We start from the raw sequence: 21,954 nt of genomic DNA on the forward strand, positions 1-21,954 counted from the left end.
TCCTTACCAAAGTGGACGGACTACAGATCCTTAGGCCACGAACAATAGCAGCCTACCGCGAGGGTGTGAGTGGCATTCACTTCGCGTCCGGCTCCGAGGGCCTTGAGAATTGGCTCGATAAAACTGTTGCTGGCGTTGCACGTCAGGCCTTCGCTGTAGGGGCCGAAATACGCCAGCTTGCCGGTGCGGTCCCAAATGCCCACGGCCGGGCTGGCGGGGATCTGGTCCGCGCCGGGCAGGGCATCGAGGACTTTCAGATGGCGCAGGTTCTCGGGCAACTGGCCGTGGCTGCCGGGTTTTTGCAGGGCATAGAACTCCACCCCTTGGGGCGCGTACTGCTCGATCAACTCGCCCAGGTGTTGCTGGTTACCGACATTGCACGGGCAGGCCGGGTCCCAGAAGTGCACCAGGCGAATCGGGCCAGGGCCGCTGAGAGCGGCGGGCAGTTGCAGCGCATCCCCGGAAAATACCGCGGTGTGTTCGCTGAAGGCGCGCAGGTAGCGGCCCTGGAACCAGTCATAGGCCGCCCACAGCACACCGGCGCAGATAACCAGGATCAAGCTGGCGAACAGGGCGTTACGGTAGTGCGGTCGCATTGGATGTATCCTCGCAGGTCGCGTAGCTTGCCATGCTTGTCCTGACAGATGAATATCGCAGCTCGATATTCATCTTCACCGCAAGTCTGGAAGCCTTTATGCCCGTCACCTTTGACCCTGATCATCTGCGCGAAAGCTTGCGCCCCCTGGTGGATGCGCAACCGCTGTCAGCCGAGGCGAGGGTTTACCAGCGTTTCTACGGGCTCGACCTGGCCGCACGCCAGGTGCCGGCGGTGAGCCGCCTGGGGCGCTTGCAGGTGGATGGGTTCGAGGTGGTGGCCCAGGTCTGGTGGCCGCCAGCGCCAGTGGCGACGATGTTCCTGTTCCACGGTTTCTACGATCACATGGGGCTGTATCGCCACGTGGTGGATTGGGCGTTGGACCAGGGCTTCGTGGTGATCGCCTGCGACCTGCCTGGCCATGGCTTGTCCAGCGGCGTGCGCGCCAGCATTGATGACTTTGCGGTGTACCAGAGCGTAGTGCAGGCGTTGTTCGTCGAGGCCAAGGCGCTGCAATTGCCGCAACCCTGGCACCTGTTCGGGCAAAGCACCGGCGGCGCCATCGTGGTGGACCACCTGCTCAACCACGGCGCCCAAAGCCCGGCCCAGGGCAAGACTTTCCTGCTGTCGCCTTTGGTGCGGCCGCGTGCCTGGGGTTGGTCGCAGGTCAGCTATTACCTGCTGCGCCCGTTCGTCAAAGGCATCGCCCGGCGTTTCAGCGATAACTCCAACGACCCTGCGTTCAAGCCGTTCCTGGAAGCCGACCCGCTACAGCCTCGCCAACTGCCTACCGCCTGGGTGGGTTCGCTGGCGCGCTGGATCAAACGCATCGAAGCCGCACCACGCAGCCCCCGGCGCCCGGTGATCGTGCAGGGTGAGGAAGATATGACGGTGGACTGGCAGCACAATTTGCAGGTGTTGCGGGGTAAGTTCGACCGGCCTGAGGTGTTGATGCTCAAGCAGGGGCGGCATCACTTGGCCAATGAAATTGCGCAGATTCGCGAAGCATATTTTAACTTCCTCACGGATCACCTGAAATAACGCAGTCCAAATGTGGGAGCTGGCTTGCCTGCGATAGCGGTGTCACTGACACAGCGCAATCGCAGGCAAGCCAGCTCCGACAGGGTTTACTGCGTCAGGCTTGAGGTGCTTTGACCAACGGCAAGCCCTGCGCGAATGGCTGCAAGGGCGGCCTGGTAATAGGCCTTGCCCTCCGGCGACTCGGCAAAGGTGGCGAACTCTTCCAGCTCCGGGGCGGACAAATCCCGATAGACATACAGCAAGGTATTGTTCAAATCCTTGTCGATCTGCTGCATCAACCGCTCACGCTGGCCATTCAACATTCCTTGCGCCTGACCGCCGCCGAGCAGGCCTGGGATCATCTGGCTCAAGCTGTCGGCCGCCACGCCCGCAATCGCCAGGCTGACCTCGGCGCCGGCCTCGCGGGCGGGCAGGGCCTGGGCCAAGTGGCCGATGATCAGGCTGCGGGTGGCATCGGCTTCGAGTTTAGGCAGACCCTGGGCGTTTTTTGCCAGTTGGTCGCGGCGCGTGGCCAGCAACTCGGCGGCGACGATCTTGCGGCCCAGGGGCGATTGGAAAAACGCCAGGGCAGGTTTCGGGTCGGGCAAGTGCTTGCGCAATTGCGCCTCGGCACGCTGGTCCATGGCCTGGGCGGCAAAGCGTTTATTGCTGTTGTCCACCAGCGCCTGGTACACCACCGGCGGCAGGCTATTGCGGTAGCGCTGCTGGGCGGCACTGAGGGCGTCATTGAAGTGCGCACGTTGTTCGGCCCAGCCGGCGACCTTGTACAACTGGTCATGGCCGTCTGCCCAGGCGGGCAAAACGCAGAACATCAACACAGAAAAAAACAAACGACGCATAAGGACTCCTGTCAGTCGGCCACTATTGTCCGTGTCGGGCGTAGGATTTGTCGAGAAGTCCTATCAGTCACCTGACTAAAGTGTATTCAGACGCTCAACGGCGCTGTCGGATTTTCAGGCGTATGGATACTATGCGCGCCATGCAAATACCCCTCGATCACCCGCTGCTGCAACGCATCGTCGACGACCTGGCCGAAAAAGGCTGGTCGCAGCAAAATGGCTTCCTGCCCCAGGCTCTGACCCTGGAGCTGGCGGCTGAGTGCCGTAAACGTGCGGCGCAAGGTGAACTGGCGCCCGCAGCAGTAGGTCGTGGGCCGGCCCAGGAGATTCGCGAAGGCATTCGCGGTGACCATATCCAGTGGTTGGAGGAGGGGGACGCGCCTATCTGCGATACCTACATGGGCGTGATGGACGGCCTGCGCCTGGCGATGAATCGCAGCCTGTTCCTGGGCCTGGAAGATTTCGAAAGCCACTTCGCGATGTATCCGCCGGGCGCGTTTTACCTCAAGCATGTAGACCGTTTTCGCGACGATGACCGGCGCATGGTCTCGGCGGTGATCTACTTGAACGACGCCTGGCTGCCCGAGCATGGCGGCCAACTGCGCATGTACCTCAAGGGCGGTGTCGAATACGACGTGGTGCCCACCGGGGGCTGCCTGGTGGTATTCCTGTCGGGCGAGGTGCCTCACGAAGTCCTGCCCGCTACGCGCGAACGCCTGTCCTTGACGGGCTGGTTTCGCCGGCGGGGCAACGAGCCGTTTTAAACATGGAAAAGATTCTGGTCAGCCGCTGCCTGCTCGGGCACAAGGTGCGCTATGACGGCGGGGCCAGCGGCCCATTCGACCAACTGGCAGCGTGGCAAGCTGAAGGCCGCGTGGTTGCCATCTGCCCGGAAGTGGCGGGCGGCTTGCCCACGCCGCGGCCATCGGCCGAAATCCCAGGCGGGCAGGGCATCGACGTGTGGGAAGGCCGCGCCCAGGTGCTGACGGCCGAGGGCGAAGACTTCACCAGCGCCTTTCTCGACGGTGCCCGCCAGGCCTTGGCGCTGGTGCAACGGCATCACATCCGCATCGCTATTCTCAAGGCCAGCAGCCCATCCTGCGGCAATCTGTTGACCTATGACGGCACCTTCAGCGGGGTGAAGGTCAGTGGCGAAGGCGTCACGGCAGCGCTGCTCAAGCGCCATGGTGTGCAGGTGTTCAGTGAGTTGCAGTTGCCAGAGGCGGCGATCGCCCTCACGCAGCTTTAAGAAGCTTAAACAGATCAAATGTGGGAGCAGCTTGCCAGCTCCCACATTTATTGCGCCTTGAGCCATTTCTGCGACAGCGCCTTCAACCGGCCATCGTCCTTAACCCGCTTCAACGCCCCGTTCAAACTGGTCTTGAACGCCGGGTTGCCCTTCTGGAACGGGATCGCCAATGCCGGCTTCTGGTGATAAGGCTCACTGAAATCGAAACGATCCTCAAGCTCGGCAGTCATAGCCATATGGTTAATGGCCACGTCGTACTTGCCGGTTTCCACGCCGGAAAGCAGGTCCGCGTTATCGGTGGTGATAAACGAGGAGCGCACCTCCATTTCCTTGGCCAGCAGTTCACCCAGCTCCACTTCAAAGCCGGCGAGTTTGTCGCCCTCTTTGAAATTGTACGGCGGGGTATTGGCTTCCAGGGCGATGCGCAGTTCACCGCGATCGTTGACGTCGTCAATCAGTTCGGCATGAGCCAAGGGGCTCAGAAGAGGAAGCAACAGCAACAGGCCAGGCGAAAAGCGCATGGTCACTCCTAAAGAATTCGTACAGGCGAGGCGCCTTTCAGCAACGTTTTGTTATGGTGTCGGGTGCCTTGGACCGCAATTTATCGCGAAGTTGTCATAACCCTACAGATTTCACAGAAAAACTGGAGAAGCGAATGAAAGCCCTTTTGTCCCGTGCAACGATTGCCAGCCTTTTGCTGGGTACCTCGATGTTGGCCAGTGCCGCAGACCTTCCTCGTACGCCTGCGCCTGAAGGTGCCGAAGTGTTCATCGTCTCGCCGAAAGATGGCGCCACCGTTGATAAAACCTTCACCGTCAAATTCGGCGTCAAGAAGCTGGACCTGGAACCGATCGATAAGCAAGTGCCTAACGCCGGGCACCACCACCTGTTGGTAGACCAGAAGGTGGAGTCGCTCAACGCCAATGAGGCGATCCCGGCCACGCCTACCTCGATTCACTTCGGCAAGGCGCAGACCGAAACCGAGCTGACCCTGACGCCAGGCAAGCACACCCTGCAACTGGTGGCCGGCGACAACGTGCATCGCCAGTTCGAACCCACAGTCGCTTCGAAAGTGATCACCGTTAACGTCAAATAAGCGTTATTCGGGCAAAAAAATGGGAGACCCCTGCGGGTCTCCCATTTTTTATCCAGCGCTTGAAGCCTTAGAACAACACGCGGCTACGAATAGTGCCGTTGATGTGCTGCAGCTTCTCTTGCGCCAGGTCCGAGTACTCGGCGTCGACGTCGATCACCACGTAGCCGACCTTCTCGTTGGTCTGCAGGAACTGACCGGAGATGTTGATGCCGTTTTCCGCGAAGACCTTGTTGATCTCCATCATCACGCCAGGGATGTTCTGGTGGATGTGCAGCAGGCGGTGCTTGCCCGGGTGAGCCGGCAGGGCCACTTCCGGGAAGTTGACCGACGATACCGAGGTACCGTTGTCGCTGTACTTGACCAGTTTTTCCGAGACTTCCAGGCCGATGTTGGCTTGGGCTTCAGCGGTGGAGCCGCCGATGTGCGGGGTCAGGATCACGTTGTCCAGGCCACGCAGCGGGCTTTCGAAGATGTCATCGTTGGAGCGCGGCTCCACCGGGAACACGTCGATGGCAGCGCCGATCAGGTGCTTGTCCTTGATCGCGTCGGCCAGGGCGTCCAGCTCGACCACGGTGCCGCGAGCGGCGTTGATCAGGATCCCGCCTTTCTTGATCGCGCGGATTTCCTTCTCACCGATCATCCACTGGGTCTCGGCCGTTTCCGGAACGTGCAGGGTGACGATGTCGGACATGCCCAGCAGCTCGGTCAGGCTGGCCACTTGGGTGGCGTTGCCCAATGGCAGCTTGGTCAGGGTGTCGTAGAAGAACACCTGCATACCCAGGCCTTCAGCCAACACCGACAGTTGCGTGCCGATTGAGCCGTAGCCGACGATGCCCAGCTTCTTGCCGCGGATTTCGAAGGAGTTGGCCGCGCTCTTGATCCAGCCGCCACGGTGGCAGGAAGCGTTCTTCTCAGGGATACCGCGCAGCAGCAGGATGGCCTCGGCCAGCACCAGCTCCGCTACGGAACGGGTGTTGGAGTACGGTGCATTGAACACCGCGATGCCGCGCTCGCGCGCTGCATTGAGGTCGACCTGGTTGGTGCCGATGCAGAAACAGCCGACAGCCACGAGTTTCTTGGCGTGGTCGAAGATCTCTTCGGTCAGCTGAGTGCGGGAGCGAATGCCGATAAAGTGCGCGTCGGCGATCTTTTCCTTGAGCTGGGCTTCCGGCAGAGAACTGGTGATGTACTCAATGCTGGTGTACCCGGCGGCTTTCAGAACGTCGACAGCCGATGGGTGGACGCCTTCCAGAAGAAGGAACTTGATCTTGCTCTTATCGAGAGAAGTCTTGCTCATCTGCGTAAACCTGTATCCCGGAGAAAATTGGCAGGGAGTCGAGCAGCGCAAGCTGACCCGGACGGCAGGAAAGCCGTCACCGCAGAAACGCCCTTTGGGTCTGTCCTGCGGGGGCGGTATGCTAGCATACGCACCCCGCTAAACACCTATTCCTGCGACGTGAAGCGTTCTCAGGATGACCATGAATTGTTCGAGAGTTCTGTCGATGACCCATCCTGCCCTGATTGATGAGCTAAAGACCCTGGTTGAGCCCGGCAAAGTGCTGACCGATGCCGACTCCCTGGAGGCTTACGGCAAGGATTGGACCAAGCACTTCGCCCCCGCACCCACCGCTATCGTATTCCCGAAGACCACCGAGCAGGTGCAGGCCATCGTGCGTTGGGCCAATGAGCACAAGGTGGCGCTGGTGCCATCGGGCGGGCGCACGGGCTTGTCGGCTGCTGCCGTTGCCGCCAACGGCGAAGTGGTGGTGTCGTTCGACTATATGAACCAGATCCTCGACGTGAACCTCACCGACCGCACCGCCGTGTGCCAGCCGGGTGTGGTCACCAAGCAATTGCAGAACGTCGCCGAAGAAAACGGCCTGTACTACCCGGTGGATTTTGCCTCATCCGGTTCCAGCCAGATTGGCGGCAATATCGGCACCAATGCCGGCGGGATCAAGGTGATTCGTTACGGTATGACCCGCAACTGGGTGGCCGGCATGAAGGTCGTCACCGGCAAAGGCGATGTGCTGGAGCTGAACCGCGACTTGATCAAGAACGCCACCGGCTACGACATGCGCCAGCTGTTTATCGGCGCCGAGGGCACCCTGGGCTTTGTGGTCGAAGCCACCATGCGCCTGGACCGTGCGCCAAAGAACCTCACGGCGATGGTGCTCGGCACGACTGATTTCGACTCGATCATGCCGGTGCTGCACGCCTTCCAGAGCAAGCTGGACCTGACCGCCTTCGAATTCTTCTCCGACAAAGCCCTGGCCAAAGTCCTTGGCCGTGGCGACGTGCCGGCGCCGTTCGAAACCGAGTGCCCGTTCTACGCGTTGCTGGAATTTGAAGCCACCACCGAAGAAGTCGCCAACCACGCTCTGGAAACTTTCGAACATTGCGTGGAGCAGGGCTGGGTGCTGGATGGCGTGATGAGCCAGAGCGAAACCCAGCTGCACAACCTGTGGAAGCTGCGCGAGTACATCTCCGAAACCATTTCCCACTGGACGCCGTACAAGAACGACATCTCGGTGACCGTTTCGAAAGTGCCGGCCTTCCTGAGCGAAATTGACGCGATCGTCGGCGAACACTACCCGGACTTCGAAATTGTCTGGTTCGGTCATATCGGTGACGGCAACCTGCACCTGAACATCCTCAAGCCGGAAAACCTGAGCAAGGATGAGTTTTTCGCCAAGTGCGCCACCGTGAACAAATGGGTATTCGAGACCGTCGCCAAGTACAACGGCTCGATTTCCGCCGAGCACGGGGTGGGCATGACCAAGCGCGATTACCTGACCTACAGCCGTTCACCGGTTGAAATCGAATACATGAAGGCCGTCAAAGCCGTGTTCGACCCTAACGGGATCATGAACCCCGGCAAGATCTTCGCTGTTTAACCGCACCTGAAGGAGTCGTTCCATGAGCTACCAGCACAAGTATGTCGACGGCACCAACATCCACTTCCCGGTGGGTAAAGTGGTGTGCATCGGGCGTAACTACGCCGAACACGCCAAGGAACTGGACAACCCGGTGCCCACCGAGCCGCTGCTGTTCATCAAGCCGGGCAGTTGCGTGGTGCCGTTGGAAGGCGGCTTTGCCATTCCGACCGAACGCGGTTCGGTGCACTACGAGGCGGAAATCGCCGTGTTGATCGGTAAGCCTTTGTCCGCCAAGCCGAGCCGGGAAGAAGTGCTGGACGCCATCTCGGGCTTCGCCCCGGCCCTGGACCTGACCCTGCGCGACAAACAGGCCGAGCTCAAAGCCAAGGGCCTGCCGTGGGAAATCGCCAAGTCTTTCGATGGCGCGGCGGTGATTGCCCCCTTCGTGGTCAGCAGTACCTTTGCAGACGTGACCGATATCGGCATTCGCCTGAGCATCAACGGCGAAGTGCGCCAGGACGGCAACAGCGCGCAGATGCTTAACCCGATTGTGCCGATGATTCAGTACATGGCAGGTTGCTTCTCCCTGCAAGCGGGCGACGTGATCCTGACCGGCACCCCGGCGGGCGTTGGCCCGTTGAATGTGGGGGATGAAGTGGTGTTGGAGCTGGCGGGTGTCAATCGCTTCGAAAGCGTTGTGCGCTAAATCACTGCCAAACTGCGATCAAACTGTGGGAGCGGGCTTGCCCGCGATGGCGGTGTGACAGTCAATGAATAGTTGACTGAACGCCCTCAATCGCGGGCAAGCCCGCTCCCACAGTTGTTTGCGTACATCTGCAGGATCCGGCGTTTTGCATTTTTTTCACACGCCATCCGGATAATTCCCTGCTCTTGCGCGCGGGGCCTTGAATCCTGTGCTATCCCCTACAGCTGACTTTCCGGAAAAGCGCTCAATGGTCGTGCCTCTGCCTACTTCGAAAACCTCGCTCCGCTCTCGCTTGTCCATGCGCTGGTATTCCTGGGTATTCTTGGCCGGTGCCATTTTGTATGGCGTGGCCTGGGCCATGCACTGGGACGATCGCGGTCTGCTGTGGGTGCTGGAGCGTTTCGAAAGTTCGGCTGAGCGCCGGGAGAGTGTGTGGCTGCCCGACTATCACGCGGTGATCGACGCCAAGTTGCTGCCCGGTATGGAGAAGGATGAGGCTTCGGACCTGTCCTACAACCCTCAGACCAAAACCCTGTTTTCGGTGATGGGCAAGAACCCCTTCCTGGTCGAACTGAGCCTGCAAGGCGATGTGTTGCGCAAAATGCCGCTCAACGGTTGGAACAACCCGGAAGGCGTGGCGGTGATGGAAAACGGCTTGATGGCGGTGGTCGATGAACGCGATCACAGCCTGACCGTGGTCAAGGTCGACGCCGGCACTACGGCGCTGAACAAGGCCGATTTCCCCAGTTATGACCTGGGCCCGTCCAAAGATCAGAACAAAGCCTTTGAAGCCGTCACCTGGGACAAGCGCAACCAGCAGTTGGTGCTGGGCGAAGAGCGTCCGCCGGCCTTGTTCACCTGGAAAAGCGATGGCAATACGCTGACCGGCGACAAGCAAAAACTGGCCAGCACCGAACTGGATGTGCGCAACCTGTCGGCCCTGTCCATCGACCCCCGTACCGGGCATTTGCTGGTGTTGTCGGCCGATTCCCACCTGCTGCTGGAACTGGATGAAACGGGCGAGCAAGTCAGCTTCATGACCTTGCTTGGCGGCTTCAATGGCCTGAAAGACACGATCCCACGTGCCGAAGGCGTGACCATGGACGAGAGCGGCAATCTGTACATGGTCAGTGAGCCAAACCTGTTCTATCGCTTTGAAAAGCAGAAATAACTGACGAATTACGTCAGAGTTTTCTTTATAAACGGCATTCGCCAGGCAGTCCGGTGCGTTTAAGTTTAAATTCAGGTGACCTTGATATCTATTCGCCAGTTTTTTCTCTGAGCCCGCCCCGATGCGTCGACTTGCCCGCCCCAAACCTGCTGTTTTTATCCTGCTGTTGCTCGCCTTGGTCGCTGCCGGGCTGGTGGCACAGCAGTTCCGTCTGTTCGAACGCGCCTGGTTCAACTGGCAGGTGTGGTACCAGCCTGCGGATGAGCGCGCCATTGGCCTGGCGGACTACCGTGTCACCCTCGAAGGCCAGGTGATAGAAGGGCTCGACGACGATGTCTCGGCCCTGACCTACGACCCCGTGCGCAAAAGCCTGTTTACCGTCACCAATAAAAACGCCGAACTGGTCGAGTTGTCGCTGGAGGGCAAGATCCTGCGGCGCATTCCGCTGGTGGGCTTTGGCGATGCCGAAGCGGTGGAATTTATCAGCGACAACATCTACGTCATCAGCGATGAGCGCCAGCAGCGCTTGATCAAAGTGCATGTGGACGATGACACCACGTTCCTCGACGCTGCCGATGCGGAGCAAATGACCCTGGGCGTGCACGTTGGCGGCAACAAGGGCTTTGAAGGGTTGGCCTACGACTCGGTGGGCAAGCGCTTGTTCGTGGCCAAGGAACGCGACCCCATGCTGATCTACGAGGTGCACGGGTTTCCCCATTTCAAGCCGGAAAAAACCTATTCGGTACATGTGATCAACAACCCCAAGCGCGATGCCGGGCTGTTTGTGCGCGACCTGTCGAGCCTGCAATACGACGAACGCAGTGGCCATCTGTTGGCGCTGTCGGATGAGTCGTTCCTGGTCTTGGAGCTGGATATTGATGGTCGCCCTCTAAGCAGTCTGTCGTTGCTTAAAGGGCGCCATGGCCTGAGCAAGCGCGTGCCCCAGGCCGAAGGGATCGCCATGGATGACGACGGCACGCTGTACATGGTCAGCGAGCCCAACCTGTTTTACGTGTTCAAGAAACCCTGATCAGAACATCCATTGCACACCCAGCGAATAACCGGTCTGGCTGCCTTCAGCATGCCCGAGGCGGCCATTGACCTCGGCAAACACGCCCAACTGTGGGGTGATCGCCAGTTGGCTGCCCAGTTGTGCGCGAGCGAAGCTCTTATCCACTGAGCCCAGCCTGGCGGTGCGGGCCTGGCCATCGGCGCGTGCGGTGAGTTGCAGGTCGTCCAGGCGGCCGTCGGCCAATTCCTTGACCCAGGCGATGTCGCCGTAGGGCATCAGGTTCAGGCCAAAGGGCAGGGCAACAGCGCCGCGCACGCGCCAGCCGAGGCTGGCTTCCAGCGAGTCGAAAGACTGCTCTTCGTACTCCAGGGCCGTGCGCAGGTTCTGCTTTTCGTGGAACTTGTCGATGCGGTAATGGCTGTAGTCCAGGCCGGCGAACGGCCCGCTCTTGATCGCGCCAAAGTCAAAGTCATAGCCACCCAGCACCCGTGCGCCCAACGCCAGGGCATCGGTGTCGCCCGTCAGTTGCTGATTGAGCAGGATCGGCCCGCCATTGGCCTGGATGACCAGGTTGCGCTTGGAGTCGAAGCGGGTGTGGCCCAGGCTCAGGTCACCGGCCAGCCAGCTTGGCCCGCCATCGTTGAGCAGCGCATAGACGGCTGCCTGCCAGGTGTCGCTGTCGAGCTTGCCGCGATGTTCCAATTTGTCGCGCCCATTGAGGTAGCTGAGGCTGGCGCCGATATTCAGGCTTGAAGTCAGTTGGTAGTCACCGAGGGCATGCAGACCCACGCGCCGGGCTTCGGGGTTGGGGGCCGTGTCGAAGCCGCTGTCCGGGTTGTATTCGCCATCCACACCGATCTCGCCATCAAAGCTTGCGACCTCGCGGCTGGCCGCTTGCAGGGTCAGCCAGCGGCGATCATGCAGGCGCACCAGGGCCTGATGCTGGCGCTGCAGGTTGTCTTGCATATTGCGCGCAACGGCACCGCCAGAAGCGGTCGAGGCCATCAGGTCGGCGTTGGTCAGTTCCAACACCAGGCGGCTGAGCAGGCGTGAATAGTCACGCAGGCGCTGGTCGATGCGCGCCTGGCCGAATGCATCGGTCAGCACGGCTTTGTTGTCTTCGTTCGGGTCGTGCCAGGTCGAGCCGCCGGGGATTTTCGGGTTGTCGGTCTGGGTGTAGCCGTCCAGGTCGCCCAGTTCCCAGTTGGTGGCCTCTATATAAAGGATCGGGATATTCAGCGGTTCGAACGCCTCACCATCGCTGCAGCAGCCGGTGCCCTTTGGGTACTGCGGGTCCAGGCCGGGGTTGCTGAACAAGGGGATGTTCAATTCCCTGGCGATCTGGAAGGTATGCTCGCGCAAGGAGGCCAAGGCCGGGTTGGCGGTGCTGTTCTGGCCGGCGTGGGCGTACATCATGTCGCCGGTGATCAGGCTGTCGAGGTTGATCATCGCGAGCATGTTGGCGCGCTGGCTGGCGCTGAGTGAGTCGACAAAGGCACGGGAGCCGCGCAGGCCTTCTTCTTCGGCGCCGAAGCCAACGATTTGCAGGCCATTTTCCAGTGACAGGCCGCCGAGGTTCTTCGCCACCTCGGTCAACACGCTGGCGCCGGAACCGTTGTCATCCAGGCCTTGCAGGGTCGGGCGGCCGAAGTAAGTGTCGAAGTGCGCGCCAATCACCACGTATTGGGCCTTGGTACCAGCGGCAGAGGCCACCACGTTTTGCGAAGCCCGGCTGCCGTTGTTCCAGGTGAAGTCCTGGCGGCTGAAGCTATAGGCCGTGCCCATCTGGCTCTGCATCCAGTCGGCTGCTCCGGCAAAATTTGCCGTGCCGCGATATCGGCCAGGGTAGTCGTTGATCAGTTTTTCCAGGGTGGTGTTGGCGTGCTGGCCGTAATCGTAGGCCTGGGTATGCGTGGACAGCAGGGCACCGGCAACGCTGATGGCGAAGGCTAGAGGCTTTATCACAAGGTCTTCCTTGAGGTGAGGGGGACGTTCAAGCCCAGACCCTTTGCACAATGCGCGCCTCATTCCATGGGCGGCTGCGAATTGGCGCATTGTTAAACGCGTGGGTCGCGTGGCTGTAATTTGTAACGGATTGGATACCAGGCGGGGCAGGGGATGCCGTGACAGAGCGCACGGTTTTGGCGAGGAGTGCTGCGAAAAGTAGCGTTTTTGTTACATCGCTCTAGAGTCGAGCGCTAACACATGTGGGAGCTGGCTTGCCTGCGATGGCATCGCCTCGGTATCCATTGATACACCGAGTCGTCTGCATCGCGGGCAAACCCGGCTCCCACAAGGTCAGGCCTTGAGGGTTTTCACGCCTTCCGGGGTTCCCAGCAGCAATACATCCGCCGGGCGCGCCGCGAACAGGCCGTTGGTGACCACGCCCACAATGGCGTTGATCTGCGTCTCCAGCTCCACCGGGTTGGTGATCTGCATATTGAACACGTCGAGGATGATGTTGCCGTTGTCGGTCAACACACCTTCGCGGTACACCGGGTCGCCGCCCAGTTTTACCAGCTCGCGGGCCACGTGGCTGCGGGCCATGGGGATGACTTCCACCGGCAGTGGGAACGTGCCCAGCACGGGGACCAGCTTGCTCGCGTCGGCGATGCAAATGAAGGTCTTGGCCACGGCCGCGACAATCTTCTCGCGGGTCAGGGCCGCGCCGCCGCCTTTGATCAGGTTCAGGTGCTCGTCGCTTTCATCCGCGCCGTCGACGTAGAACTCCAGGTCGCTCACGGTGTTGAGCTCGTACACCGGAATGCCATGGCCCTTGAGGCGGGCAGCGGTGGCTTCGGAACTGGCCACGGCGCCGTCGAACGCGCCCTTGTGCTGGGCCAGTGCGTCGATAAAGCAGTTGGCGGTGGAGCCGGTGCCGACACCGACGATGCTCTTGTCGTCGAGTTTAGGAAGGATTAAATCGACAGCGGCCTGGGCCACTGCCTGTTTGAGTTGATCCTGGGTCATGCGGGCTCCGGAACGGGCGGGGAATTAACGAGGGCGGCGAGTATAACCCAACAAAACCTCGGGATTCGTGTGGTCGCCCGGCCAAACGCTGGGTTAGACTCCTTGGCCCTGCCCAACCCGTGAAGTAGATGCCTGCCGATGCTTGAACACTACGTCAAAAAAATCCTCACCTCGCGCGTTTACGACATCGCTGTCGAAACCCCCTTGCAGACTGCCCGCCAGCTCTCCGAGCGGCTGGGTAACAAGATTTGGCTCAAGCGCGAAGACTTGCAGCCGGTGTTCTCGTTCAAGATTCGCGGCGCCTACAACAAGCTGACCCAGCTCAGTGCCGAAGAACGTGCGCGCGGCGTCGTCACCGCGTCGGCCGGCAACCATGCCCAGGGCCTGGCCCTGGCGGCCAAGGTGCTGGGGGTGAAAGCCACCATCGTGATGCCCAAGACCACCCCGGAGATCAAGGTCGAAGGCGTGCGCTCCCGTGGCGGCAAAGTGGTGTTGCACGGTGATTCCTTCCCGGAAGCCCTGGCCTACTCGCTCAAGTTGGTCGACGAAAAAGGCTACGTCTACATCCACCCCTACGATGATCCGCACACCATTGCCGGGCAGGGCACCGTGGCGATGGAAATCCTGCGCCAGCACCCAGGGCCTTTGGACGCGATTTTCGTACCGGTGGGCGGCGGCGGCCTGATCGCCGGGATTGCGGCGTACGTGAAATACCTGCGCCCGGAGATCAAGATCATCGGCGTGGAGCCGGACGATTCCAACTGCCTGCAAGCCGCCATGGCGGCGGGCGAGCGCGTGGTATTGCCGACCGTCGGCCTCTTTGCCGACGGCGTGGCAGTGGCGCAGATCGGCCAGCACACCTTCGATATCTGCAAGCACTATGTGGATGAAGTGATCACCGTCAGTACCGATGAAATCTGTGCGGCGATCAAGGACATCTACGACGATACCCGCTCCATCACCGAGCCGGCGGGTGCGCTGGGCGTGGCCGGGATCAAAAAGTACGTCGAGACCCGCGGTGTCAGCGGCCAGACCTTTGTCGCCATCGACTCGGGCGCCAACGTCAACTTCGACCGTTTGCGCCATGTGGCCGAGCGCGCCGAACTCGGTGAAGGCCGTGAGGCCATCATCGCGGTGACCATCCCCGAGCGGCCGGGCAGCTTCAAGGCCTTCTGCGAAGCGGTGGGCAAGCGCCAGATCACCGAATTCAATTACCGCTACCACTCCGGCAGCGAAGCGCACATTTTCGTCGGCGTGCAGACCCACCCGGAGAACGACCCGCGCAGCGCGTTGGTAGCCAGTTTGACCAGCCAGGGTTTCCCGGTGCTGGACCTTACCGAGAACGAACTGGCCAAGTTGCACATTCGCCATATGGTCGGCGGGCATGCGGCCAAAGTCAGCGACGAGTTAGTGTTTCGTTTCGAGTTTCCGGAGCGGCCGGGGGCGTTGTTCAACTTTCTCCACAAGCTCGGCGGGCGCTGGAACATCTCGATGTTTCACTACCGCAACCACGGCGCGGCTGACGGCCGAGTGGTGGCGGGCTTGCAAGTACCGGCGGACGAGCGCCACCTGGTGCCTGCCGCGTTGGCGCAAATCGGTTACCCGTACTGGGATGAAAGCGAAAACCCGGCTTACCAGCTGTTCCTCGGTTGAGCGACTACGCTGACTGAGCGGCCTATAAGGAATAGAGACCATGGAAACGCTGACCACCCTCAAGGTGATCCACATCACCGCCACCGTATTGCTGCTGCTCAGCGGCCTCGGCCTGGCCGTATTGGCGTGGCGTAAACGCAGCGTCGGCCCGGCCGCGACCGTGCAGCGCCCCTGGGCATTTGTATGGCTGCTGATGGGGATTTGCCTGGTGAGCATGCCATTTACCGGGTGGTGGCTGGTGCACCTGCTCGGCTGGCCACTGGGGCAAACCTGGATCTTGGGCTCCAGCATCCTCTACACCGTGGCGGCGCTGGCCTGGTTCTGGCTGGTGGCGCGGCTCAATCGGCTGCGCAAGGGCGAGGGCGGGAGCCTGAATTTCACCCTGGTGCTGGCGGTGGTCAGCCTGGTGGGGTTTGTGGCGATTGCAGGGCTCATGGGCACCAAGCCTGTTTGAAACCGCGTCGCCTTCATCGCAGGCAAGCCAGCTCCCACACTGACCGGATTCCAACATGAGAACAGGGTCAAAATGTGGGAGCTGGCTTGCCTGCGATAGCGTTGTCAGCTGCGCAGCGTAATCACCGGCCAACCCCGTTTCTGGGCCTCAGCACGAAGATTCGGATCCGGATCCACTGCCACCGGGTGCGTCACCTGCTCCAGCAACGGCAAATCATTCATCGAATCGCTGTAGAAGTAGCTGTCTTCCAGGCTATGCCCGGTTTCTTCCAACCAGCGGTTCAAGCGTGTCACCTTGCCCTCGCGAAAGCACGGCACATCGGTGCTGCGCCCGGTATAACGGCCATCCACCATTTCGCACTCGGTGGCGATCAGAGTCTCGACGCCCAGGCGGGCGGCAATTGGCGCGGTGACGAAGCGGTTGGTGGCGGTGATGATCACCAGCTTGTCACCGGCGGCGCGGTGCTTGGCCAGCAGTTCAACGGCCTTGGGAAGCATGATGGGCTCGATGCAGTCGCGCATGTAGTCGTTGTGCCACTCGTCCAGCTGGGCCATCTCGGTGCGGCCGAGGATTTCCAGGCAGAAGTTCAAGTAGGCGGCGTTATCCAGCCGGCCGGCCAGGTAGTCCTGGTAGAACTCGTCGTTGCGGGCCTTGTAGGCTACCGCGTCGAGAATCCCGCGTTCACACAGGTAATCGCCCCAGGCGTGATCGCTGTCACCGCCCAGAAGGGTATTGTCCAAGTCGAATAAAGCCAGGCGCATTGCAGTTACTCGCTGAAAAGTCTGTAAAAAGGCGTCCAGAATACGGTCTTTTCACAAGAGTGCACATAAGGTAAGAAGCCTCGTTGCCGCTGGAACAACCTTTGTGGAACAATGCGGCGACATGCGTTTGCGAGGTTGTTGCCGTGATCGACCCCGATGGTTTCCGTCCTAATGTCGGCATTATTCTGACGAATGATGCCGGACAGGTGCTATGGGCTCGCCGAATCAACCAAGATGCCTGGCAGTTTCCTCAAGGTGGAATCAACCCCGACGAAACCCCTGAAGACGCCTTGTACCGTGAGTTGAACGAAGAAGTCGGCCTTGAGCGCGAAGATGTGCAAATTCTGGCCTGTACCCGTGGCTGGTTGCGCTATCGTTTGCCGCAACGCCTGGTGCGTACCCACAGCCAACCGCTGTGCATCGGCCAGAAGCAGAAATGGTTTCTTTTGCGCCTGATCTCCAACGAGCAGCGGGTGCGGATGGATTTGACCGGTAAACCGGAGTTCGATGGCTGGCGCTGGGTCAGCTATTGGTATCCGTTGGGCCAGGTGGTGACATTCAAGCGCGAGGTTTATCGTCGCGCTCTCAAAGAGCTTGCCCCGCGCCTTTTAGCGCGCGACTGACGACGGAGTTCGACCCCGAGCCATGCTCAATACGCTGCGCAAGATCGTCCAGGAAGTTAACTCCGCCAAGGATCTCAAGGCGGCGTTGGGGATTATTGTGTTGCGCGTCAAGGAAGCCATGGGCAGCCAGGTCTGCTCGGTTTACCTGCTGGACCCCGAGACCAACCGTTTTGTGCTGATGGCCACGGAGGGCTTGAACAAGCGCTCCATCGGCAAGGTCAGCATGGCGCCCAATGAAGGTCTGGTGGGCCTGGTGGGGACGCGTGAAGAACCCCTGAACCTCGAGAACGCGGCCGATCACCCGCGTTATCGCTACTTTGCCGAAACCGGTGAAGAGCGCTACGCCTCGTTCCTTGGCGCACCGATCATTCACCACCGCCGTGTTGTCGGCGTGTTGGTCATCCAGCAAAAAGAGCGTCGCCAGTTCGACGAAGGCGAAGAAGCCTTCCTGGTGACCATGAGCGCGCAACTGGCCGGGGTTATCGCCCACGCCGAAGCGACCGGCTCGATTCGCGGCCTGGGGCGCCAGGGCAAGGGCATCCAGGAAGCCAAGTTCGTCGGCGTACCGGGTTCGCCAGGCGCCGCGGTGGGTACCGCGGTGGTCATGCTGCCGCCAGCCGACCTCGATGTGGTGCCGGACAAGAGCGTCAGTGATATCGACGCCGAGATCAAACTGTTCAAGACCGCCCTCGAAGGCGTGCGCGCCGACATGCGCAACCTGTCGACCAAGCTGGCCACCCAGTTGCGCCCCGAAGAGCGTGCGCTGTTCGACGTGTACCAGATGATGCTCGACGACGCGTCCCTGGGTAACGAAGTCAAGACCGTGATCAAGACCGGCCAGTGGGCCCAGGGCGCGTTGCGCCAGGTGGTCACCGATCACGTTAACCGCTTTGAAATGATGGACGACGCCTACCTGCGCGAGCGGGCATCGGATGTGCGCGACCTGGGTCGCCGTCTGTTGGCGTACCTGCAGGAAGACCGCAGCACCAACATGGTCTTCCCCGATAACACCATCCTGGTCAGTGAAGAATTGACCGCCACCCAGCTTGGCGAAGTGCCTGAAGGCAAGCTGGTAGGCCTGGTCTCGGTATTGGGTTCGGGTAACTCCCACGTGGCGATCCTGGCCCGGGCCATGGGTATCCCGACGGTGATGGGCCTGGTGGACCTGCCGTACTCCAAGGTCGATGGCATCGACATGATCGTCGACGGGCATCGCGGCGAGGTATTCACCAACCCCAGCGACGTGCTGCGCAAGCAATACGCCGAGGTGGTGGAAGAAGAGAAGCAACTGGCCCAGGGCCTGGATTCGCTGCGCGAGCTGCCGTGTGTCACCCCCGACGGCCACCGCGTACCGCTGCTGGTCAACACCGGCCTGCTGGCGGATGTAGCCCGTGCGCAACAACGCGGCGCCGAAGGGGTGGGTCTGTACCGCACCGAAGTGCCGTTCATGATCAACCAGCGTTTCCCGAGCGAGAAGGAGCAGCTGGCGATTTATCGCGAGCAACTGCAAGCCTTCCACCCGTTACCGGTGACGATGCGCAGCCTGGATATTGGCGGCGACAAGTCACTGTCCTATTTCCCGATCAAGGAAGACAACCCCTTCCTTGGCTGGCGCGGTATTCGCGTTACCCTCGACCATCCCGAAATCTTCCTCGTCCAGACCCGCGCCATGCTCAAGGCCAGCGAGGGCTTGAACAACCTGCGTATCCTGCTGCCGATGATCTCCGGCACCCATGAACTGGAAGAAGCCCTGCACCTGATCCACCGCGCCTGGGGCGAAGTGCGCGACGAAGGCGCCGATGTGCCGATGCCGCCGATTGGCGTGATGATCGAAATCCCTGCGGCGGTGTACCAGGCCAAGGAACTGGCGCGGCAGGTGGACTTCCTGTCGGTAGGCTCCAACGACCTGACCCAGTACCTGCTGGCCGTGGACCGTAACAACCCACGGGTGGCCGACCTCTACGACTACCTGCACCCGGCGGTGCTGCAAGCGCTGCAACACGTAGTGCGCGACGCCCATGCCGAAGGCAAGCCGGTGAGTATCTGCGGCGAAATGGCCGGTGACCCGGCGGCGGCGGTGCTGTTGATGGCGATGGGCTTTGACAGCCTGTCGATGAACGCCACCAACTTGCCGAAAGTGAAGTGGATGCTGCGCCAGGTGGAATTGAGCAGGGCCAAGGATTTGCTCGCCGAGTTGATGACCATCGACAACCCGCAAGTTATCCACAGCTCGCTGCAATTGGCGCTGAAAAACCTGGGGCTGACCCGGATGATCAACCCGGCCTCGGCCAAAACCCTCTAGACCGAGGCGCCTTCATCGCAGGCAAGCCGGCTCCCACCTGTGGAATGCATTCCCCAGTGGGAGCTGGCTTGCCTGCGATAGCGGTGGTCCAAGCAGCGCTAAAACATCAGGTCCACCTCACCCAGCCGCCCACCGTGCGGGCCAAAGCTGCGCTCCAGCATCCGCCGCGTCCCATCGGCATTCACAATCAGCGCTGTGCTTGCCCGTGTCCCATAACTGGGGCTGGCGATAAACACGCTCGACAGCAGGCTTTCAGTCGCCAGGCCTACGCCGGTGTCCGGCAACTCAGAAAACGGGGCAGTCTGCGGGTCGCTGAGAATTCCCAGCAGTGCCTCAGGCTCGGGGTTTTCCAGCACGGCGCTGAACGCTGCTTTGGCCTTCACCAGCTTCGGCCATGGCGTATCCAGCCCGGCATTGGATAACCCGTACACCCCAGCCTTCAATCGCGTCGGCTCGGTATCATTGGCGTTGTAGTGCCACAGCTCATCCCGCGTGCCCACCAGCAGGTTGAACCCGGCATATTCAATCGAGCGGCCATTTACATCGGCCAAATAATCGTCGATCGGCAGCGAACCGCTGAGAAACCGCGCAACCAGTTCGCCGCGAGACTTGCGTGCCGGTGGCTGGTGCGGGTCGCGGATGTTGGTCAAGGCGGCAAAGCGCCCATCGGCGTTCACCCCCAGCCAGGTGCCCCCGGCCTCCTGATCGCGACCGGCATAGACCTGGGGCGCATCCGCCCACTGGGTCAGCGGCAGGCTGGGGCGGGCGTAGAACTCATCGCGGTTGGCCGCGACGATCAGTGGCTGGGCATGGCCCGGTCGCCAGGCGAAAACAATCAGGCACATCGGGTGACCCCTTTTGTGTTTTTGCCACTCTACCCACAGACGCGCCGGTGTTCCATCGTCTCGAAGTTGGGCCGCGCACCTCTGATCCGTTAACATGCCGGGCTGTTTGGTGTGTATGTGAACTTCTTAATTTGATCTCGCAGCTGTAACGCAGGCTTAATCGCACATCGGCATGGTCCGGTGCGTCATGACTAAATGTTTTAACGAGGAGTCGCAATGCTGCCTTACCCGCAGATCGACCCGGTGGCCCTGGCCATCGGTCCGCTGAAAATCCATTGGTACGGGTTGATGTACCTGATCGGCATCGGCGGTGCCTGGCTGCTGGCTTCCCGGCGCCTGAACCGTTTCGATCCGACCTGGACCAAGGAGAAGCTCTCCGACATGGTGTTCTGGATGTCGATGGGCGTGATCGTCGGCGGGCGCCTGGGGTATGTGCTGTTCTACGACCTGTCTGCGTATCTCGCCAACCCGACCCTGATCTTTGAAGTGTGGAAGGGCGGCATGGCGTTCCACGGTGGGTTTATCGGCGTGATGATTGCCGCCTGGTGGTTTGGCCGGCGCAATGGCAAGTCGTTCTTCCAGCTGATGGACTTCGTCGCACCCTTCGTGCCGATCGGCCTGGGCGCCGGGCGCATTGGTAACTTTATCAACGCCGAGCTGTGGGGCAAGCCGACCGACGTACCCTGGGCGATGGTGTTCCCGCCGTTCAGCGACCCGGCGCAACTGCCGCGCCACCCGTCGCAGCTGTACCAGTTCGCGCTGGAAGGTGTGGCGCTGTTCCTTATTCTCTATATCTTCTCGCGCAAGCCACGCCCAACCATGGCCGTGTCGGGCATGTTCGCGCTGTTCTACGGGATTTTCCGCTTTATCGTCGAATTCGTACGGGTACCTGATGCGCAGTTGGGCTACCTGGCGTGGGGCTGGCTGACCATGGGTCAGGTGCTTAGCCTGCCGATGATCCTGGCGGGCCTGGGCATGCTGTGGTGGGCGTACAATCGCCCGCAGCCGCTGAAGAACGCCGCGCTTTAAATTCGAATGCCAAGACCAGGAGGTCTTGGCTTCAACGATACGGGTAAAAACATGAAGCAATATCTCGAACTGCTGCAGGACGTCGTGACCAATGGCCTGACCAAGGGCGACCGCACGGGCACCGGCACCAAGGCTGTGTTTGCGCGTCAGTATCGGCATAACCTGGCCGACGGCTTCCCGCTGCTGACCACCAAGAAGCTGCACTTCAAAAGCATCGCCAACGAACTGATCTGGATGTTGAGCGGCAACACCAACATCAAGTGGCTCAACGAAAATGGCGTGAAGATTTGGGACGAGTGGGCCACCGAAGACGGCGACCTGGGGCCGGTCTACGGCGAGCAGTGGACCGCCTGGCCGACCAAGGACGGCGGCACGATCAACCAGATCGACTACATGGTGCACACGCTCAAGACCAACCCCAACAGCCGTCGCATCCTGTTCCACGGCTGGAACGTTGAATACCTGCCGGACGAAACCCAGAGCCCGCAGGAAAACGCGCGTAATGGCAAGCAAGCCTTGCCGCCGTGCCATTTGCTGTACCAGGCGTTCGTGCATGACGGCCATCTGTCGATGCAGCTGTATATCCGCAGCTCCGACGTGTTCCTTTTATACCCCCTCGAAGAACCAGCACAGTACGCAATGGCTGCGTAGTAAGGCTTTACCTTCCAAGCTCATTTATTGTGCCCCGGTACGAAACGCACATTGTGTATAGTACGGGCCGCTCTGAGG

The 21,954-nt window shown here is 60.7% G+C and carries 21 protein-coding genes and 1 pseudogene; 14 read left to right on the forward strand and 8 right to left on the reverse strand.

All coding sequences use genetic code 11. The annotated features are described in order from the left end of the window. Positions 1-20: 20 nt before the first annotated feature. On the reverse strand, positions 21-596 hold the full coding sequence (locus tag JJD66_RS20600) for a DUF6436 domain-containing protein (protein ID WP_200648896.1): 576 nt from the start codon (positions 594-596) through the stop codon (positions 21-23). A 98-nt stretch (positions 597-694) separates the two neighbouring features. On the opposite strand from JJD66_RS20600, the gene JJD66_RS20605 reads away from it, so the two are divergent. Then, positions 695-1,636 carry an alpha/beta hydrolase gene (locus JJD66_RS20605; protein WP_200648897.1) on the forward strand — a complete coding sequence of 314 codons (942 nt, stop codon included), beginning with the start codon at positions 695-697 and terminating at the stop codon, positions 1,634-1,636. 86 nt (positions 1,637-1,722) lie between these two features. On the opposite strand, the gene JJD66_RS20610 is transcribed toward JJD66_RS20605, so the two are convergent. Continuing rightward, positions 1,723-2,475: a DUF2059 domain-containing protein gene (locus JJD66_RS20610; RefSeq protein ID WP_200648898.1), complete on the reverse strand. Its 753-nt coding sequence runs from the start codon at positions 2,473-2,475 to the stop codon at positions 1,723-1,725. Between the two features lie 131 nt (positions 2,476-2,606). On the opposite strand from JJD66_RS20610, the gene JJD66_RS20615 reads away from it, so the two are divergent. Both JJD66_RS20615 and JJD66_RS20620 read left to right on the forward strand, forming a co-directional pair. Beyond that, positions 2,607-3,239, forward strand: a complete 633-nt coding sequence (locus JJD66_RS20615; RefSeq protein WP_003195222.1) for a 2OG-Fe(II) oxygenase — start codon at positions 2,607-2,609, stop codon at positions 3,237-3,239. Between the two features lie 2 nt (positions 3,240-3,241). Beyond that, positions 3,242-3,724 (forward strand): DUF523 domain-containing protein, encoded by a 483-nt coding sequence (locus tag JJD66_RS20620; protein ID WP_200648899.1) that lies wholly within the window; start codon positions 3,242-3,244, stop codon positions 3,722-3,724. Between the two features lie 47 nt (positions 3,725-3,771). On the opposite strand, the gene JJD66_RS20625 is transcribed toward JJD66_RS20620, so the two are convergent. Continuing rightward, on the reverse strand, positions 3,772-4,245 hold the full coding sequence (locus JJD66_RS20625; RefSeq protein ID WP_020301833.1) for a transporter substrate-binding domain-containing protein: 474 nt from the start codon (positions 4,243-4,245) through the stop codon (positions 3,772-3,774). A gap of 134 nt (positions 4,246-4,379) precedes the next feature. Here JJD66_RS20625 and JJD66_RS20630 point away from each other — a divergent pair, with 134 nt between their 5' ends. Then, a complete protein-coding gene (locus JJD66_RS20630; protein ID WP_034128985.1) occupies positions 4,380-4,820 on the forward strand; it encodes a DUF4399 domain-containing protein in 441 nt (146 codons plus the stop codon). Positions 4,821-4,887: 67 nt separating this feature from the next. Here the strand turns inward: JJD66_RS20630 and serA are convergent, their stop codons facing one another. After that, entirely contained in the window at positions 4,888-6,117 is a 1,230-nt protein-coding gene (serA, locus tag JJD66_RS20635) for a phosphoglycerate dehydrogenase (protein ID WP_003195214.1), read from the reverse strand. Positions 6,118-6,322: 205 nt separating this feature from the next. Between serA and JJD66_RS20640 the strand changes: the two genes are divergently transcribed. The 4 genes from JJD66_RS20640 to JJD66_RS20655 all read left to right on the forward strand — a co-directional run bounded on the left by JJD66_RS20640 (position 6,323) and on the right by JJD66_RS20655 (position 10,606). Beyond that, on the forward strand, positions 6,323-7,717 hold the full coding sequence (locus JJD66_RS20640; RefSeq protein ID WP_003195210.1) for an FAD-binding oxidoreductase: 1,395 nt from the start codon (positions 6,323-6,325) through the stop codon (positions 7,715-7,717). A 22-nt stretch (positions 7,718-7,739) separates the two neighbouring features. Beyond that, positions 7,740-8,405 carry a fumarylacetoacetate hydrolase family protein gene (locus JJD66_RS20645; protein WP_034128983.1) on the forward strand — a complete coding sequence of 222 codons (666 nt, stop codon included), beginning with the start codon at positions 7,740-7,742 and terminating at the stop codon, positions 8,403-8,405. Between the two features lie 247 nt (positions 8,406-8,652). Then, complete coding sequence (locus JJD66_RS20650; RefSeq protein WP_094773941.1) at positions 8,653-9,576, forward strand: SdiA-regulated domain-containing protein; 924 nt, start codon at positions 8,653-8,655, stop codon at positions 9,574-9,576. 121 nt (positions 9,577-9,697) lie between these two features. Further along, positions 9,698-10,606 (forward strand): SdiA-regulated domain-containing protein, encoded by a 909-nt coding sequence (locus JJD66_RS20655; protein ID WP_034128981.1) that lies wholly within the window; start codon positions 9,698-9,700, stop codon positions 10,604-10,606. Here the strand turns inward: JJD66_RS20655 and JJD66_RS20660 are convergent, their stop codons facing one another. After that, positions 10,607-12,553, reverse strand: coding sequence for an autotransporter domain-containing protein (locus JJD66_RS20660; protein ID WP_200648900.1), 1,947 nt, complete (start codon positions 12,551-12,553; stop codon positions 10,607-10,609). Between the two features lie 333 nt (positions 12,554-12,886). Next, complete coding sequence (gene rpiA / locus JJD66_RS20665) at positions 12,887-13,558, reverse strand: ribose-5-phosphate isomerase RpiA (RefSeq protein ID WP_003195201.1); 672 nt, start codon at positions 13,556-13,558, stop codon at positions 12,887-12,889. A gap of 138 nt (positions 13,559-13,696) precedes the next feature. Here rpiA and ilvA point away from each other — a divergent pair, with 138 nt between their 5' ends. Together ilvA and JJD66_RS20675 are read left to right on the forward strand one after the other, a co-directional pair. Continuing rightward, a complete protein-coding gene (gene ilvA, locus JJD66_RS20670) occupies positions 13,697-15,211 on the forward strand; it encodes a threonine ammonia-lyase, biosynthetic (protein ID WP_105228889.1) in 1,515 nt (504 codons plus the stop codon). Positions 15,212-15,251: 40 nt separating this feature from the next. After that, positions 15,252-15,665: a DUF2269 family protein gene (locus JJD66_RS20675; protein WP_200648901.1), complete on the forward strand. Its 414-nt coding sequence runs from the start codon at positions 15,252-15,254 to the stop codon at positions 15,663-15,665. A 104-nt stretch (positions 15,666-15,769) separates the two neighbouring features. Here the strand turns inward: JJD66_RS20675 and JJD66_RS20680 are convergent, their stop codons facing one another. Beyond that, positions 15,770-16,426 carry an HAD family hydrolase gene (locus JJD66_RS20680; RefSeq protein ID WP_198716699.1) on the reverse strand — a complete coding sequence of 219 codons (657 nt, stop codon included), beginning with the start codon at positions 16,424-16,426 and terminating at the stop codon, positions 15,770-15,772. Positions 16,427-16,569: 143 nt separating this feature from the next. Here JJD66_RS20680 and JJD66_RS20685 point away from each other — a divergent pair, with 143 nt between their 5' ends. Beyond that, entirely contained in the window at positions 16,570-17,049 is a 480-nt protein-coding gene (locus JJD66_RS20685; protein ID WP_003176750.1) for an RNA pyrophosphohydrolase, read from the forward strand. Between the two features lie 22 nt (positions 17,050-17,071). Next, positions 17,072-19,351: a phosphoenolpyruvate--protein phosphotransferase gene (gene ptsP, locus JJD66_RS20690; RefSeq protein WP_003195193.1), complete on the forward strand. Its 2,280-nt coding sequence runs from the start codon at positions 17,072-17,074 to the stop codon at positions 19,349-19,351. Positions 19,352-19,449: 98 nt separating this feature from the next. Here ptsP and JJD66_RS20695 read toward each other — a convergent pair whose 3' ends face one another. Continuing rightward, complete coding sequence (locus tag JJD66_RS20695) at positions 19,450-20,196, reverse strand: NRDE family protein (protein WP_200648902.1); 747 nt, start codon at positions 20,194-20,196, stop codon at positions 19,450-19,452. Positions 20,197-20,412: 216 nt separating this feature from the next. On the opposite strand from JJD66_RS20695, the gene lgt reads away from it, so the two are divergent. Both lgt and thyA read left to right on the forward strand, forming a co-directional pair. Next, a complete protein-coding gene (gene lgt, locus JJD66_RS20700) occupies positions 20,413-21,225 on the forward strand; it encodes a prolipoprotein diacylglyceryl transferase (RefSeq protein ID WP_003195189.1) in 813 nt (270 codons plus the stop codon). 51 nt (positions 21,226-21,276) lie between these two features. Then, positions 21,277-21,855 (forward strand): annotated as a pseudogene (gene thyA, locus JJD66_RS20705) (thymidylate synthase); the annotation flags it as partial. Positions 21,856-21,954 lie beyond the last annotated feature (99 nt).

The sequence above is a fragment of the Pseudomonas sp. MF6751 genome (assembly GCF_016613265.1).
In the GTDB taxonomy this organism is placed as follows: domain Bacteria; phylum Pseudomonadota; class Gammaproteobacteria; order Pseudomonadales; family Pseudomonadaceae; genus Aquipseudomonas; species Aquipseudomonas fluorescens_BV.

Coding starts and splice junctions, on each gene's coding strand:
- rpiA (WP_003195201.1), bottom strand. CDS start 13,558: ATGACCCAGGATCAACTCAAACAGGCAGTGGCCCAGGCCGCTGTCGAT.
- JJD66_RS20600 (WP_200648896.1), bottom strand. CDS start 596: ATGCGACCGCACTACCGTAACGCCCTGTTCGCCAGCTTGATCCTGGTT.
- JJD66_RS20615 (WP_003195222.1), top strand. CDS start 2,607: ATGCGCGCCATGCAAATACCCCTCGATCACCCGCTGCTGCAACGCATC.
- JJD66_RS20655 (WP_034128981.1), top strand. CDS start 9,698: ATGCGTCGACTTGCCCGCCCCAAACCTGCTGTTTTTATCCTGCTGTTG.
- ptsP (WP_003195193.1), top strand. CDS start 17,072: ATGCTCAATACGCTGCGCAAGATCGTCCAGGAAGTTAACTCCGCCAAG.
- JJD66_RS20695 (WP_200648902.1), bottom strand. CDS start 20,196: ATGTGCCTGATTGTTTTCGCCTGGCGACCGGGCCATGCCCAGCCACTG.
- JJD66_RS20680 (WP_198716699.1), bottom strand. CDS start 16,426: ATGCGCCTGGCTTTATTCGACTTGGACAATACCCTTCTGGGCGGTGAC.
- JJD66_RS20625 (WP_020301833.1), bottom strand. CDS start 4,245: ATGCGCTTTTCGCCTGGCCTGTTGCTGTTGCTTCCTCTTCTGAGCCCC.
- JJD66_RS20645 (WP_034128983.1), top strand. CDS start 7,740: ATGAGCTACCAGCACAAGTATGTCGACGGCACCAACATCCACTTCCCG.
- JJD66_RS20675 (WP_200648901.1), top strand. CDS start 15,252: ATGGAAACGCTGACCACCCTCAAGGTGATCCACATCACCGCCACCGTA.
- JJD66_RS20630 (WP_034128985.1), top strand. CDS start 4,380: ATGAAAGCCCTTTTGTCCCGTGCAACGATTGCCAGCCTTTTGCTGGGT.
- JJD66_RS20610 (WP_200648898.1), bottom strand. CDS start 2,475: ATGCGTCGTTTGTTTTTTTCTGTGTTGATGTTCTGCGTTTTGCCCGCC.
- serA (WP_003195214.1), bottom strand. CDS start 6,117: ATGAGCAAGACTTCTCTCGATAAGAGCAAGATCAAGTTCCTTCTTCTG.
- JJD66_RS20650 (WP_094773941.1), top strand. CDS start 8,653: ATGGTCGTGCCTCTGCCTACTTCGAAAACCTCGCTCCGCTCTCGCTTG.
- JJD66_RS20605 (WP_200648897.1), top strand. CDS start 695: ATGCCCGTCACCTTTGACCCTGATCATCTGCGCGAAAGCTTGCGCCCC.
- lgt (WP_003195189.1), top strand. CDS start 20,413: ATGCTGCCTTACCCGCAGATCGACCCGGTGGCCCTGGCCATCGGTCCG.
- JJD66_RS20640 (WP_003195210.1), top strand. CDS start 6,323: ATGACCCATCCTGCCCTGATTGATGAGCTAAAGACCCTGGTTGAGCCC.
- ilvA (WP_105228889.1), top strand. CDS start 13,697: ATGCTTGAACACTACGTCAAAAAAATCCTCACCTCGCGCGTTTACGAC.
- JJD66_RS20620 (WP_200648899.1), top strand. CDS start 3,242: ATGGAAAAGATTCTGGTCAGCCGCTGCCTGCTCGGGCACAAGGTGCGC.